The organism is Stenotrophomonas rhizophila (genome assembly GCF_007667275.1).
Taxonomy (GTDB): Bacteria; Pseudomonadota; Gammaproteobacteria; order Xanthomonadales; family Xanthomonadaceae; genus Stenotrophomonas; species Stenotrophomonas maltophilia_AE.
Genome location: NZ_VDQT01000005.1, coordinates 393,958 through 406,842, shown reverse-complemented (window position 1 = coordinate 406,842; position 12,885 = coordinate 393,958). Strand labels below are relative to the sequence as shown.

Sequence of the window (12,885 nt, the reverse complement as noted above, 5' to 3'; positions counted from 1 at the left end):
ACATTACTTGCGCAACAACGGGTTAGCGGGGTTTGGATCGTTTCAGAGGACGGACCCAGCGGCACGCCAGCCACGCAGGGCGTGGCTCTACGCGGCAGGTGTGCGAGCCATGCGGGGGGCGCGGCAGGTGTGCCAGCCACGCAGGGCGTGGCTCTACCGGGTAGGCAGCGGCTTGATTGGTAGCGCCACGCCCTGCGTGGCTGTACCTGTCCGACGGCCATGAAAAAGGCCCGCCTGTTGCCAGGCGGGCCTTGGATGCATGCGATGTCTGCCGGGATCAGCCGTCCAGGCGCACCAGCCAGCCATGGCGATCCGGCAGGCGGCCGTACTGGATGTCGGTCAGCTCCTTGCGCAGCGACATCGTCACTTCGCCGGCCGGGGCGCCGAGGTCGCCCACCGAGAAGCCTTCACCCTTCAGCTGGCCGATCGGGGTCACCACGGCGGCGGTGCCGCAGGCGAACACTTCGGCGATCTCGCCGGAGGCCACGCCCTGCTTCCACTCGTCGATGCTGACCTTGCGCTCTTCGACCTTCATGCCGCGGTCGCGGGCAAGCTGCAGGATGCTTTCGCGGGTGATGCCTTCCAGGATGCTGCCAGACAGCTCCGGGGTCACCAGGGTGCCGTCCTTGTAGACCAGGAACACATTCATGCCACCCAGTTCTTCCAGGTATTTGCCTTCAACCGGATCCAGGAACAGCACCTGCGAGCAGCCCTGGGCCTGCGCCTTCTGCTGCGGCAGCAGCGAGGCGGCGTAGTTGCCACCGCACTTGGCCGCGCCGGTGCCGCCCTTGGCCGCACGCGCATATTCGGTCGACAGCCAGATCGCCACCGGCGCCACGCCCTTGGCGAAGTAGGGGCCGGCCGGGCTGGCGATCACGTAGTAGCCGGCCTTCTGCGCGCCGCGCACGCCCAGGAAGGCTTCATCGCCGATCATGAACGGACGGAAGTACAGGCTGGATTCGTCGGCCGACGGCACCCAGCTGGCATCCACCGCGATCAGCTGGCGCAGCGATTCGACGAAGATGTCCACCGGCAGCTCCGGCAGCGCCAGGCGCTGCGCCGAACGCTGCAGGCGGCGGCCATTGGCGTCCGGGCGGAAGGTCCAGATCGAGCCGTCGGCGTGGCGGTAGGCCTTGATGCCTTCGAAGATCTCCTGGCCGTAATGCAGCACCGCGGCGGCCGGGTCCAGCTGCAGCGGGCCGTACGGGCGCACGCTGGCGTCGTGCCAGCCGGTGTCCTTGTCCCAGCGTACTTCCACCATGTGGTCGGTGAAATGCAGACCAAAACCCGGCGCGGCGAGGATGCGATCACGCTCGTCGCTGCTGCGCGGCTGGGCGGAACGGGTGGTGGTGAAGCTCACGGAAGACTGGGACACCGGATGATTCCTGTTCTGGTTACGGGGTACGCATCAATTACAGCATGCCGGTTTCGAGCCGGGCGGCTTCGGACATCATGTGCTTGCCCCACGGCGGGTCGAACACCAGTTCGACATCGGCCTCGGCGACGGTCGGGATCATTTCCAGCTTGCTGCGCACGTCATCGACCAGGATGCCGCCCATGCCGCAGCCGGGCGCGGTCAGGGTCATGGTGACATCGACCTCGCGCTGGCCGTCGTCCAGGTGCTTGAGCTCCACCTCATAGACCAGGCCGAGGTCGACGATGTTGAACGGGATCTCGGGGTCGAAACAGGTGCGCAGCTGCTGCCACACCAGCTTTTCGACCTCCTCGTCGGAGGCGTCGGCGGGCAGTTCCAGCGCCGGCGGCGCTTCCTTGCCGATGGCGTCGCCATCCTTGCCGGCGATGCGGAACAGATTGCCTTCGACGAACACGGTATAGCTGCCGCCCAGCGCCTGGGTGATGTACCCGTAGCTGCCGGCAGGCAGGGTGACCGTTTCGCCCTGCGGGACCATGACGGCCTCGCAGTCGCGTTCGAAGTGGACGGGTTCGCTGCTACGGGAGTACATGTGGATCGATATGGGGTCGCGGCCAATTCCCGCAAGGTGTCCATTTTAGCCCAGTGGCCGCCCACGCGCCGGTCACCCCGCAAGCCGGTATCCTGTGGGCATCGAAAGGAACACTGCATGCCGCCCACCTCTGCGTCCGCCCGGTCCCTTGCCTGGGTCTGGTCCCCCCTGCTGCTGCTTGGAATCGTCACGGCCACGCTGGCCTGGTTGGTCATCGCATTGCTGAGTGGTCGCCAGGCCGGCTGGATGGCCGTCCTGGCCGCGCTGGAGCTGGGTTTCATGCTGCGTCTGGGCAAACTGCGGGCCGGACCGCTGCGGGTCGGATTGACGGTCGCCGGTACCCTGCTGGTGGCGCTGGCGGCCAACTGGGGCATCGCTTCGGCCTACCTGGGCGGCTCGATGGGGCTGGACCCGTGGAATTCAGCGTTGCGCATGGGGCCGTTCATGGCGGCGACGCTGATCCAGCTGGCCAACGGGGCAGCCGAGTGGCTGTGGCTGGGCGTGGGCCTGGTGGTTGGGTGGTGGATCGCGCGGTGAGGGCGTCACGACCAACGGTCGTGACCTACCGGCAGGTGTGCCTGCTGCGCCTGATTCGTCACGACCAACGGTCGTGACCTACCGGCAGGTGTCACTGCTGCGCCTGATTCGTCACGACCGACGGTCGTGACCTACCGGCAGGTGTGCCTGCTGCGCCTTCGTCACGACCAACGGTCGTGACCTACCGGCAGGGCCGACTGCTGCGCCTTCGTCACGACCAACGGTCGTGACCCACCGGCAGGGCCGCCTGCTGCGCCTGATTCGTCACGACCAACGGTCGTGACCTACCGGCAGGTGTGCACTCCCTGGTAGGTCACGACCGTTGGTCGTGACCCCGGGATACCTTCAATGCCCGCCGTCGAGGGCCTTCAATTCACTGACCAACGCGCTCGCCGCCCCGGCCCCGTCGCCGTACAGCATGCGCGCGTTGTCGGCATAGAACAGCGCGTTTTCGATGCCGGCAAAGCCGGTGCCCTTGCCGCGCTTGATCACCACCACGTTGCGCGCGTTCACCACGTCCAGGATCGGCATGCCGTAGATCGGGCTGGCCGGGTCGGTGCGCGCCACCGGGTTGACCACGTCGTTGGCGCCGATCACCAGTGCCACGTCGGTGTTGGGGAATTCGGGGTTGATGTCGTCCATGTCGGCGATCAGGTCATACGGCACCCCGGCTTCGGCCAGCAGGACGTTCATGTGGCCGGGCATACGCCCGGCCACCGGGTGGATCGCGAACTTCACCTTGATCCCACGCTCGATCAGCCGCTGCGCCAGTTCCCACACCTTGTGCTGGGCCTGGGCCACCGCCATGCCATAGCCGGGCACGATCACCACGCGCTCGGCGAACGCCATCAGCGCGGCCACGTCACTGGCCTCGATCGGCTTCTGCGCGCCGGTGATCTCCTGTGCGGCGCCACCGCCGCCGAAGTTGGAGAACAGCACACCGCTGATCGGCCGGTTCATCGCCTTGGCCATCAGCCGGGTCAGCAGGATGCCGGCCGCACCGACCATCATGCCGGCGATGATCAATGCCTCATTGCCCAGCACATAGCCTTCGAAGGCCACCGCCAGGCCGGTGAACGCGTTGTACAGCGAAATCACCACCGGCATGTCCGCGCCGCCGATCGGCAGCGTCATCAGCACGCCCAGCGCCAACGCCACCACGAAGAAGCCGATGATCGCCACCGGACTCAGGCTCACCGCCGCCCAGATCCCCAGCCCGACCACCGCCACCGCCACCACCAGGTTGAACACCTGTTGGCCGGGGAAGGTGACGCGCCGGTCCAGGCGGCCGTCAAGCTTGGCCCAGGCGATGATCGAACCGGACAGCGACACCGCACCGATCGCCGAACCGATGATGGCCAGCGCCAGCACCGTCGTCGACGGCTGCCGGGCGGCCAGTTCGGCGATGGCCTGCTCGCTCCAGTGGGTGGTATCGCGATTCACCAGGAACGAGAAACGCAGCAGTTCGACCGCACCGATCGCAGCCGCCGAGCCGCCACCCATGCCGTTGTACAGCGCCACCATCTGCGGCATGTCGGTGATCGCCACGCGCTTGGCCGACCACCAGGCCACGCCGGTACCGATGGCCACCGCCGCCAGGATCAGCGGCACGTTGTGCAGGTCGGGCAGGAAGAAGGTCGCCACCGTGGCGATCAGCATGCCCAGCCCGGCCCAGCGGATGCCGCTGCGCGCGGTCATCGGCGAGGCCATGCGCTGCAGGCCGAGCAGGAACAGGGTGGCGGCGACCAGGTAGCTCACCTGTACCAGCCACTGCAGCAGTTGCGCGGTGGAGACGTTCAAGGCGCCTTCTCCCCGGCGTCGCGCTTCTGGCTGGGCTTGAACATGTCCAGCATGCGTTCGGTCACCACGTAGCCACCGGCCGCGTTGCCCGCGCCGAGCACCACGGCGATGAAGCCGATGATCTTCTCCAGCGGGGTCTGCGCGTGGCCCAGCACCACCATGGCCCCGATCAGCACGATGCCGTGGATGAAGTTGGACCCGGACATCAGGGGGGTATGCAGGATCACCGGCACCCGCGAAATGATCACGTGGCCCGCGATCGCGGCCAGCATGAAGATGTACAACGCCACGAACCCGTCGCTCATTGCAGTCCCTCTTCCAGGCGGTCATCCCGTCCCGTGCATCATAACCATGCGCTGAACCGATCTGCAGCGACGTCAACCGACGCCACGCCGATGCGTTCTCACCGTATCCCTCCTGCGCGAGCGCTACCCTGTGCTGGTGAGCCCTTCCCTGCCGACCCTGCCCGACGATGTCGACGCCGCGCTGCCGGTGTCGCTGGACGCGTTCCTGGCCGGGATCGGGCCCCGTGCCTTCCGCTTCGCCGAGGCCGGCCTGCGCCAGCGCGACGATGCGCTGGACGCGGTGCAGGACGCGATGCTGCGCATGCTGGCCTACCGCGACAAACCCGCCGGCGAGTGGTCGCCGCTGTTCTGGAGCATCCTGCGCCGCCGCGTGGTCGACCTGCAGCGCCGCCGCGGCTTCCGGCTGCGGTTCTGGCGCAGCAGCGACGACCTGGCCGGCGACCACGACATCGACTGGGCCGACCCCGGCCCGGGCCCGGCCCAGGCGCATGAGCAGCGCGATCAGTACACCGCGCTGGTCAGGGCATTGCGTGAGTTGCCTGCACGCCAGCGCGAAGCCTTCACCCTGCGCGTGCTGCAGCAGCTCGACGGCGCCACCACCGCAGCGGCCATGGGCTGCAGCGAAGGCGCGGTCAAAACCCATCTTTCGCGCGCCCGGCAGGCGCTGCAGCAGCACCTGGAGATCGCATTGTGAGCCGCCCCAACACCCCGCTTCCCGGCGACGCCGCCCTGCAGCAGCTGCACATGCATGCGGTGAACCAGCTTTCCCCGGCCACGCTGGCCCGGTTGCGCGCCGCACGGCAGGCCCCGCAGCGCGCACGCGCGCACGGCTGGTGGCTGGCCACGGCCTGTTCGCTGGTGGTGGCGCTGGGCCTGGGCATCAGCTTCACCGCCCGTCCGCCGGCCGCACCGCCAGCGCAGATGGCCGCCGTCGCCCCGGATGACAGCAGCGAGCTGCTGGACGAGAATCCGGACCTGTACCTGTGGCTGGGCGCCACCGACCTGGCAATGGAGTGAACATGAAACCGCGACTGACCCTGGCGCTGGTGCTGCTGTCGCTGAGCGCGGCCAGCGGCGCCCAGACTTCGGCGCTGCCGGAGTGGGACAAGCTCACCCCGCAGCAGCGCGAGGCGCTGATCGCGCCGGTGCGCGACCGCTGGAACGACGCGCCGCCGCCGCAACGCGAACGCATGCTGCAGCATGGCCAGCGCTGGCAGGGCATGACCCCCGAGCAGCGCGAACTGGCCCGCCGCGGCCGCCACCGCTTCGAGAACATGAGCCCGGAACAGCGGGAGCAGGCGCGCGTGCTGTTCGCGCAGATGCGCAGCATGACCCCTGCGCAGCGCGACGCGTTGCGCGAGCGCTGGGAGAAAATGACCCCGGAGCAGCGGCAGGAGTGGTTGAAGGCCAACCCGGCGAAGGAGCTCCCGCCGGGACAACGGTAGAGCCACGCCCTGCGTGGCTGCGCGAGGACGCGGCGCGCCTAGGCCACCCAGCGCGTCTTTGCCAGCAGCTCGTCGTCCCAGTCGAAGGCCAGCGCCCCGTCCTTCAGGAACAGCGCCACGAAGTTGTACAGGTTGCGCGCATACATCTCACTGGCATGCACCGCGCCCTGGCTGGCCAGGTTCAACGGCCCGTCCACCACCACCCCGTCCACCTCGATGGTTTCGCCCGGTCGCGTGGCCTCGCAGTTGCCGCCGGTTTCCGCCGCCAGGTCCACGATCACGCTGCCCGGGCGCATGCCCTGCACCATCGCGCTGGTGACGATCTTCGGCGCCGGCCGCCCAGGGACCGCAGCGGTACAGATCACCACATCGACCAGCCGCAGGTGCTCACCCAGCCGGCGCTGCTGCTCGGCCCGCTCGTCATCGGTCAACGGCCGCGCATACCCTCCCTCGCCTACCGCACTGACTCCCAGGTCGAGGAATTTTCCCCCCAGCGACTCGATCTGCTCGCGCGTTTCCGGACGGACATCGAAGCCCTCCACCTGCGCACCCAGCCGGCGTGCGGTGGCAACGGCCTGCAGGCCGGCCACGCCCGCGCCCACCACCAGCACCCGTGACGGACGGATCGTGCCCGCGGCGGTGGTCAGCATCGGGAAGAAGCGCGGTGCCAGCTGAGCGGCGATCAGCGTGGCCTTGTATCCCGCCATGCCCGCCTGCGAACTCAGCACGTCCATCGACTGCGCGCGCGTGGTGCGCGGCAACCGTTCCAGCGGAAACGCCTGCAGCCCGCGCGACTGGATCATCCCCGCCCGTTCGGCATCGGCCTGCGGGTGCAGCATGCCGACCAGGCTGGCGCCGTTCTTGAGCGCACCCAGCCTTGCGGTCTCCGGCGGCTGCACGCACAGCACGATGTCGGCTTGGGCGAGGCGCCCATCGTCGGCCAACTGCGCGCCGGCCTCGAGATAGGCCGCATCGGGGAAGCCAGCCAGACGTCCGGCGCCGGGTTCGAACCACGCCGTCGCGCCGAGCGCGATCAGCTTGCGCGCCGTTTCCGGGGTCATCGCAACGCGCCGTTCGCCCGGCGCACGTTCCCTCAGTACCAACACCTCGACAGCCATGCATGTCCCCGAGCAGCGGTAGGTGGGGTGATCGTACCCTGAGTGGCGCGTGGGGGGAGGTGGTGCCCATCGAAGATCAAAAGCCTACGCCGATGATTTTCATGCGTTACCGGGCGCGGAGCGTGCGATGGCAGTCGTTTGGGAACCGACTCTACCGGCGCGCGGCCCACCATAGGGGGGGGGTCGGCACGTAGCAACCGAAACGCTGCCGTTGAAGTTGACGTCAGTGAACCGTTGCGCCCTTGGTGTCCAGGCGGTCGATCACGCCCTGCATGGCGCTGTCGAAGGCGCCGTCGTCGATGTGCGCGCGCAGGCGGCCCAGCCGCACCATCACCGCCAGCTCTTCGGGCGAGGCCACGCAGAAACGCACGCCGCGGCGGTTCACGAACAACAGGCGCTGCGAAATCGGGCTTACCCAGGACAGCTTGCCCGCCTGCACCTTGCCGTCCTTGTCCACGAAGTCCAGCCAGCTGCCGATCTCCAGCCCGCGGAAGCGGTCCGCATCGGCGTTGTCGAAATCGGTCACGTCGACCTTGCCGCCCAGCTCGACCCCCGCACTGTCCGCCGCTGGCGGCGCCGGCAGTACCACCTGCGGCAGCTCCGGCAGCGCGCGTTCCAGCTCCGGGCGCGACTCGGCAATCGACTGCAGCGTGTCGTGCAGCGAATCGATCGCTGCCGTAGCGCCGTCGGCATGCACGCCGACGCTGGCGAATACCTTGCGCAGCACCGGGTGCCACGCCTGCAGCCACGGCTTGCCGACCACGTGCCGGCGCGCCTCCGCCACTTCCTCCAATACCCCGTCGGCCAACGCCAACGCCTCGCTCACCGACGCGCCATCGTCGCCCTCGCGCAGCACCGCCAGGGTCAGGTGGTGCTGCCACGGCTGGCGCAGGAACTCGCCGATCGCCTGCGGCAACGTCGTATCGGCAATGCGCCAATCCAGTTCCGAGGCCGCACGGCTGCGTGCGACCTCCAGCTTTTCCTGCCCGCGCTGGGTCTCCGCCGCGCGGCGCTCGGCGATCTCGATGCGGCGCCGGTGCTGGGCCAGGAAATCGCGGAATTCTTCTTCCAGGGTCAGGAAGATCGCCAGGTTCTCGTTGAACTCGGCCACCAGCCGTTCAATGATCTCCTCGACCTTGCCCATCAACACCCGCTCGGCCTGGCTCTCGCCGGTATTGCCTTCGCAGGCCTCGGCCAGCGAATTGAGCAGCTTGCGCGCCGGATGGGTCTTCTGCACGAACATGCGGCGGTCGAGCATCGCCACCTTCACGAACGGCACCACCAGGCGGCCGATCAGCTCACGCGAACGTCCCTCCAAGTCGCGCTCGTCCAGCATCACATCGAACAGCATGCCGACCAGATCGATCGCATCCTCGTCCTGCGGGTCCAGCCGCGCCTGCGCCGGGTCCACGCCCAGCCGGGTCGCCCCCGACAACACCTCGCTCTTCAGCCGCTGCGCCAGCGACTCGCCATCTTCGCCGATCGCCGCGCGCAGCGTCGCACTCGGTGTGGCCTGCAGCAGCGATAGCACCGACATCATCTCGCGCTGGCTGAGCGGGCGTTGCTGGCCCACCGCCACGCTGGCCGCGGACGTCGCGTCTTCGCGGACGTGCCGGGTCTGCTGCAGCAGTTCGTGCAGCGCTTCCAGCAGCATGCCCTGGTTGCCGCTCATGCCGTCGGCGCCGTCACCGGCCCGGTCCTGCGCCGCCTGCGCGGACTGCATGCGGCCACGGCTGGCCGCCCAGCGGTCGGCAAAGCGGCGTGCCCAGGCCGGCGCCGCGCCATCGTCGGCACCGCCCTGTTCGCCTTCCAGCGCCTCGACCAGCTCGTCCAGCTCCTGGCGTGGAGACGGCGGGCGCGGCGCAGTGCGGCGCGGCGCCGCCATCTGCGGCATCACACCGGCAGCGGCCAGTTGTTCGTCCAGTTTCTCGTAGCGCTTGCCGATCGGCGCGTGCAGGTCGCGCTCGCACAGCTTGATCAGGACCAGGCGCACTTCCGGGGCCAGTTCACAGCCGGCAAAGGCCTCATGGATGGCCACGCCGATATGTTCGGGGCTGATCGGGTTGCTGTCGGGGTCCAGCTCCAGCCCGCCCGCGATCCACCCCAGGCGGCGATCAAGGCGGCCCAGTACCGGCTTCCAGTCGCGCAGCAGCACGGTGGCGAAGTTGCGCACCGCCAGCCGCGATTCCAGCACATGCTCGGGCACCAGGCTCAGCCCTTCTTCCACCTGCCCGGCCAGGGTCGCTTCGGCCGACAGCGGCGCACCGCGTTCCAGCGCGTCCCAGGCCTGGGCCAGGTGGCCACGGAAGCCGCCCACGATGTCCTCGCGACGCCGGCGCAGTTCACGCATCCCGTCCAGGAACAGCAGCTGCGACGCGCCAGCGGTACCGGCACGGTCGAACAGCACGTCGTCGAAGCGGGCCAGCACGGTCGCGAACGACTCGGCCAAGCCCGGCAGGGCCGCCTCGCGCGCAAGCTTCAACAGCGCCGGGTCGCGGCCCGGTTGCCCCGGATTGGTGGGCGTGGCGATCATGCGAAAAGGCTCCCCACCCTCGCTGGTACAGGATGCAGCATGGATACGACGGACGCGGGCGTCCCCAAGACGCCAGCATACGAATGGTAGGACGGCCCGCCGGTACGGGAAAGTGAATCAGTCCTCACTTTGAACCTCATGACCGGGTACGGCAGGCCTTGTATCGTAAGGCCAGCGCGGGTGGGAAGCGAGTACAGCGACGTGAAGGAGTGCCATTAATTAGGTGCGGTTCATCACGCTTTGTCGCAAATGGTCTGGAGATGCCCCAATCCCGTGTCATAAACCGCCGGGACTATAATCGAGGCACCGAATCGCCTCGCTGAGACCCCATGCTCGACTCCCCCGCGCTGCACGCCCTGGACGCCCGCCGTTCGGTCCCTGCCCTGCAACTGGGCGCCCCCGGACCGGACCCGGCCACCCTGCAGCGGATGCTGGCCTCGGCGGTACGGGTGCCCGACCACGGCAAGCGGGTGCCGTTCCGGTTCCTGCGCATTGCCGGCGACGCCCGCCATCGCCTGGGCGAGTTCCTGGCCCAGCGCAGCCGCGAGCGCGACCCCACCGCCTCCGACGCGCAGGTGGACAAGGATCGCCAGCGCTTCAGCCACGCCCCGCTGATCATCGCCGTCATCGCCAGCCCGACCCCGAGCCCGAAAGTGCCCGAACAGGAGCAGCTGATGACCGCGGGCTGCGTCTGCTTCGCCCTGCTGCAGGCCGCCCAGGCGCTGGGCTTTGGCGCGCAGTGGCTGACCGCGTGGATGGCGTTCGACCCCGCCGTGCACGCCCACCTGGGCCTGGCCGCGCACGAAGGCATTGCCGGCTTCATCCATATCGGAACCCCGAAAGTCGACGTCCCCGAACGCGAGCGTCCCGATCCGGCCGCGTTGCTGCAGGACTGGGTGGGCTGAGTGTCCGACCTCGCTCCCGTGCGCACCCCGCTGTACCTGGTCGACGCCAGCCTGTACGTGTTCCGCGCCTGGCATTCGATGCCCGACGAGTTCCAGGACCAGCAGGGCTGGCCGACCAACGCGGTGCACGGCTTTGCCCGCTTCCTGCTCGACCTGCTCGAGCGTGAACGCCCCCGGCACATCGCCATCGCCTTCGACGAAGCCCTCGACAGCTGCTTCCGGCACGGCCTGTATGCCGCCTACAAGGCCAACCGCGACCCGGCCCCCGACGCGCTGCGGCGCCAGTTCGCCCACTGCAAGGCCCTGTGTGCGGCGCTGGGCCTGGCCGTGCTGGCCCACCACGAATACGAAGCGGACGACCTGATCGGCAGCGCCCTGCATGCGCGCCGCCCGGCCGGCATGCGCGGGGTGATCGTCTCGGCTGACAAGGACCTGTCGCAGCTGCTGTTCGAACATGACGAACAGTGGGACTACGCACGCAACCAGCGCTGGGGCATGGCCGGGGTGAAGGCACGCCATGGCGTGCATGCGCACCAGATCGCCGACTACCTGGCGCTGTGCGGCGATGCGGTCGACAACATCCCCGGCGTGACCGGCGTGGGCGCCAAGTCCGCCGCGGTGCTGCTGGCCCATTTCGGCAGCCTGGACACCCTGTACGAACGCCTGGACGAAGTGCCGTTCCTGCGCCTGCGCGGTGCCGCGCAGATGGCGGTGCGGCTGCGCGAGCAGCGCGAACACGCGCTGCTGTGGCGGCAGCTGACCACGATTTCGCTGGATGCCCCGCTGGATGCGGCACAGGCCGATTTCAGCCGCACCAGCGCCGACCCGCAGATGCTGCAGGGCCTGTGCGAAGCGCTGCGCTTCGGCCCGTTGACCCGGCGCCGGTTGTTCACCGCCGCCGGCCTCTCCGACCCCTCCCTACCTGCCAGTGAGTTCGCATGAGCCCCGACACGCAAGCCCCGAAGGTCGTCTACGAAGGCAAGTACCAGCGCATGGTGCTGCGCGGCACGTGGGAATACAGCGAGCGCACCCATGCCGGCGGGCTGGCGGCGATCATCATCGCGGTCACTCCCGACGACCACGTGCTGTTCGTCGAACAGTTCCGCGTACCGCTGCAGGCCCGGACCATCGAAATGCCGGCCGGCCTGGTCGGCGACATCGATGCGGGTGAATCGATCGAAGCCTCGGCGGTACGCGAACTGGAAGAGGAAACCGGCTGGACCGCCGACCACGCCGAGGTGCTGATGATCGGCCCGACCTCGTCCGGCGCCAGCAGCGAGAAGATCGCCTTCGTGCGCGCCACCGGCCTGCGCAGGGTCGGCGAAGGTGGCGGCGACAGCAGCGAGGACATCACCGTGCATGCGGTCCCGCGCGCCGGCGCCGCGGCCTGGCTGGTGGAGAAGATGGGCCAGGGCTACCAGCTGGACGCCAAACTGTGGGCCGGGCTGTGGATGATCGAACATCACCTGGATGGCACGCCGCGTGGCTGATTCGCGCGCGCAGGGTCCAGCGCCGCTGCTGGGCCGCGATGATCCGGCGATCTACTCGATCCACCGGGCGCAGGGCGCGTCGCCCTACATGCTGCTCGCCGACCATGCCGGCCAGCAGGTGCCGCAGGCACTGCAACGCCTGGGCCTGCCGCAGGCCGAGCTGGACCGGCATATCGGCTGGGACATCGGCATCGGCGGGGTCACCCGGGCCCTGGCCGGGCTGCTGGACGCCTGGGCGATCGAGCAGACGTATTCGCGCCTGCTGATCGACTGCAACCGGCCGCTGGCGTCGCCCACCCTGATCCCCGAGGTCAGCGACGGCACCGTGGTGCCGGGCAATGCGGGGCTGTCCGACGTGCAGCGGCAGCAGCGCATCGATGCGATCCATGCGCCCTACCACGCGCGTATCGACGCGGAGCTGGCTGCGCGCGCCGATGCCGGTCGCCCGACGCTGCTGGTGATGATGCACAGCTTCACCCCGGTGATGAACGGCGTCGCGCGGCCGTGGCATGCCGGCGTGCTGTACCACCGCGACACGCGCTTCGCACATGCCCTGCTGCACGCGCTGCGCGACGAGGGCGATCTGGTGGTGGGCGACAACCAGCCCTATTCGGTCAGCAGCAGCAGCGACTACGCGGTGCCCGTGCACGGCGAAGGCCGTGGGCTGGTACACGTGGAGCTGGAGATCCGGCAGGACCTGATTGCCGATGCCGCTGGCCAGCACGCCTGGGCAGAGCGCCTGGCGCGGATCTTCGTGACCCTCCAGACGCAGCTGCAGCCCACGTAGC

14 protein-coding genes are annotated in these 12,885 nt (G+C 68.9%); 8 read left to right on the top strand and 6 right to left on the bottom strand.

Features of this window, described 5'->3' with window-relative positions:
- Positions 1-277 precede the first annotated feature (277 nt).
- Entirely contained in the window at positions 278-1,375 is a 1,098-nt protein-coding gene (locus tag FSZ13_RS17045) for a branched-chain amino acid aminotransferase (RefSeq protein ID WP_145481602.1), read from the bottom strand.
- 37 nt (positions 1,376-1,412) lie between these two features.
- On the bottom strand, positions 1,413-1,964 hold the full coding sequence (gene sufT / locus FSZ13_RS17040; protein WP_145481601.1) for a putative Fe-S cluster assembly protein SufT: 552 nt from the start codon (positions 1,962-1,964) through the stop codon (positions 1,413-1,415).
- 117 nt (positions 1,965-2,081) lie between these two features.
- Here sufT and FSZ13_RS17035 point away from each other — a divergent pair, with 117 nt between their 5' ends.
- Positions 2,082-2,501 carry a hypothetical protein gene (locus FSZ13_RS17035; protein WP_145481600.1) on the top strand — a complete coding sequence of 140 codons (420 nt, stop codon included), beginning with the start codon at positions 2,082-2,084 and terminating at the stop codon, positions 2,499-2,501.
- 345 nt (positions 2,502-2,846) lie between these two features.
- On the opposite strand, the gene FSZ13_RS17030 is transcribed toward FSZ13_RS17035, so the two are convergent.
- Both FSZ13_RS17030 and FSZ13_RS17025 read right to left on the bottom strand, forming a co-directional pair.
- Entirely contained in the window at positions 2,847-4,301 is a 1,455-nt protein-coding gene (locus FSZ13_RS17030; RefSeq protein WP_145481599.1) for an NAD(P)(+) transhydrogenase (Re/Si-specific) subunit beta, read from the bottom strand.
- On the bottom strand, positions 4,298-4,606 hold the full coding sequence (locus tag FSZ13_RS17025) for an NAD(P) transhydrogenase subunit alpha (RefSeq protein WP_068849390.1): 309 nt from the start codon (positions 4,604-4,606) through the stop codon (positions 4,298-4,300). The genes FSZ13_RS17030 and FSZ13_RS17025 overlap by 4 nt, the downstream gene beginning before the upstream one ends.
- A gap of 130 nt (positions 4,607-4,736) precedes the next feature.
- On the opposite strand from FSZ13_RS17025, the gene FSZ13_RS17020 reads away from it, so the two are divergent.
- From FSZ13_RS17020 to FSZ13_RS17010, 3 genes are read left to right on the top strand one after another with little or no spacing between them, the layout of a single operon-like run.
- Entirely contained in the window at positions 4,737-5,300 is a 564-nt protein-coding gene (locus tag FSZ13_RS17020) for an RNA polymerase sigma factor (RefSeq protein ID WP_145481598.1), read from the top strand.
- The gene (locus tag FSZ13_RS17015) at positions 5,297-5,623 is read left to right on the top strand and encodes a hypothetical protein (protein WP_186308974.1); all 327 of its coding nucleotides are present in this window, start codon (positions 5,297-5,299) and stop codon (positions 5,621-5,623) included. The genes FSZ13_RS17020 and FSZ13_RS17015 overlap by 4 nt, the downstream gene beginning before the upstream one ends.
- Positions 5,624-5,625: 2 nt before the next feature.
- Positions 5,626-6,051 (top strand): DUF3106 domain-containing protein, encoded by a 426-nt coding sequence (locus tag FSZ13_RS17010; RefSeq protein ID WP_145481597.1) that lies wholly within the window; start codon positions 5,626-5,628, stop codon positions 6,049-6,051.
- 38 nt (positions 6,052-6,089) lie between these two features.
- Here FSZ13_RS17010 and FSZ13_RS17005 read toward each other — a convergent pair whose 3' ends face one another.
- Positions 6,090-7,169, bottom strand: a complete 1,080-nt coding sequence (locus FSZ13_RS17005) for an NAD(P) transhydrogenase subunit alpha (protein ID WP_145481596.1) — start codon at positions 7,167-7,169, stop codon at positions 6,090-6,092.
- A 223-nt stretch (positions 7,170-7,392) separates the two neighbouring features.
- Positions 7,393-9,702 carry a DUF1631 domain-containing protein gene (locus FSZ13_RS17000; protein ID WP_145481595.1) on the bottom strand — a complete coding sequence of 770 codons (2,310 nt, stop codon included), beginning with the start codon at positions 9,700-9,702 and terminating at the stop codon, positions 7,393-7,395.
- 329 nt (positions 9,703-10,031) lie between these two features.
- Here FSZ13_RS17000 and FSZ13_RS16995 point away from each other — a divergent pair, with 329 nt between their 5' ends.
- From FSZ13_RS16995 to FSZ13_RS16980, 4 genes are read left to right on the top strand one after another with little or no spacing between them, the layout of a single operon-like run.
- On the top strand, positions 10,032-10,607 hold the full coding sequence (locus FSZ13_RS16995) for a nitroreductase family protein (RefSeq protein ID WP_145481594.1): 576 nt from the start codon (positions 10,032-10,034) through the stop codon (positions 10,605-10,607).
- On the top strand, positions 10,608-11,549 hold the full coding sequence (locus FSZ13_RS16990; RefSeq protein ID WP_186308973.1) for a 5'-3' exonuclease: 942 nt from the start codon (positions 10,608-10,610) through the stop codon (positions 11,547-11,549).
- On the top strand, positions 11,546-12,097 hold the full coding sequence (locus tag FSZ13_RS16985) for an NUDIX hydrolase (protein ID WP_145481593.1): 552 nt from the start codon (positions 11,546-11,548) through the stop codon (positions 12,095-12,097). The genes FSZ13_RS16990 and FSZ13_RS16985 overlap by 4 nt, the downstream gene beginning before the upstream one ends.
- Positions 12,078-12,884 (top strand): N-formylglutamate amidohydrolase, encoded by an 807-nt coding sequence (locus tag FSZ13_RS16980; protein WP_145481592.1) that lies wholly within the window; start codon positions 12,078-12,080, stop codon positions 12,882-12,884. The genes FSZ13_RS16985 and FSZ13_RS16980 overlap by 20 nt, the downstream gene beginning before the upstream one ends.
- Position 12,885: the final 1 nt, after the last annotated feature.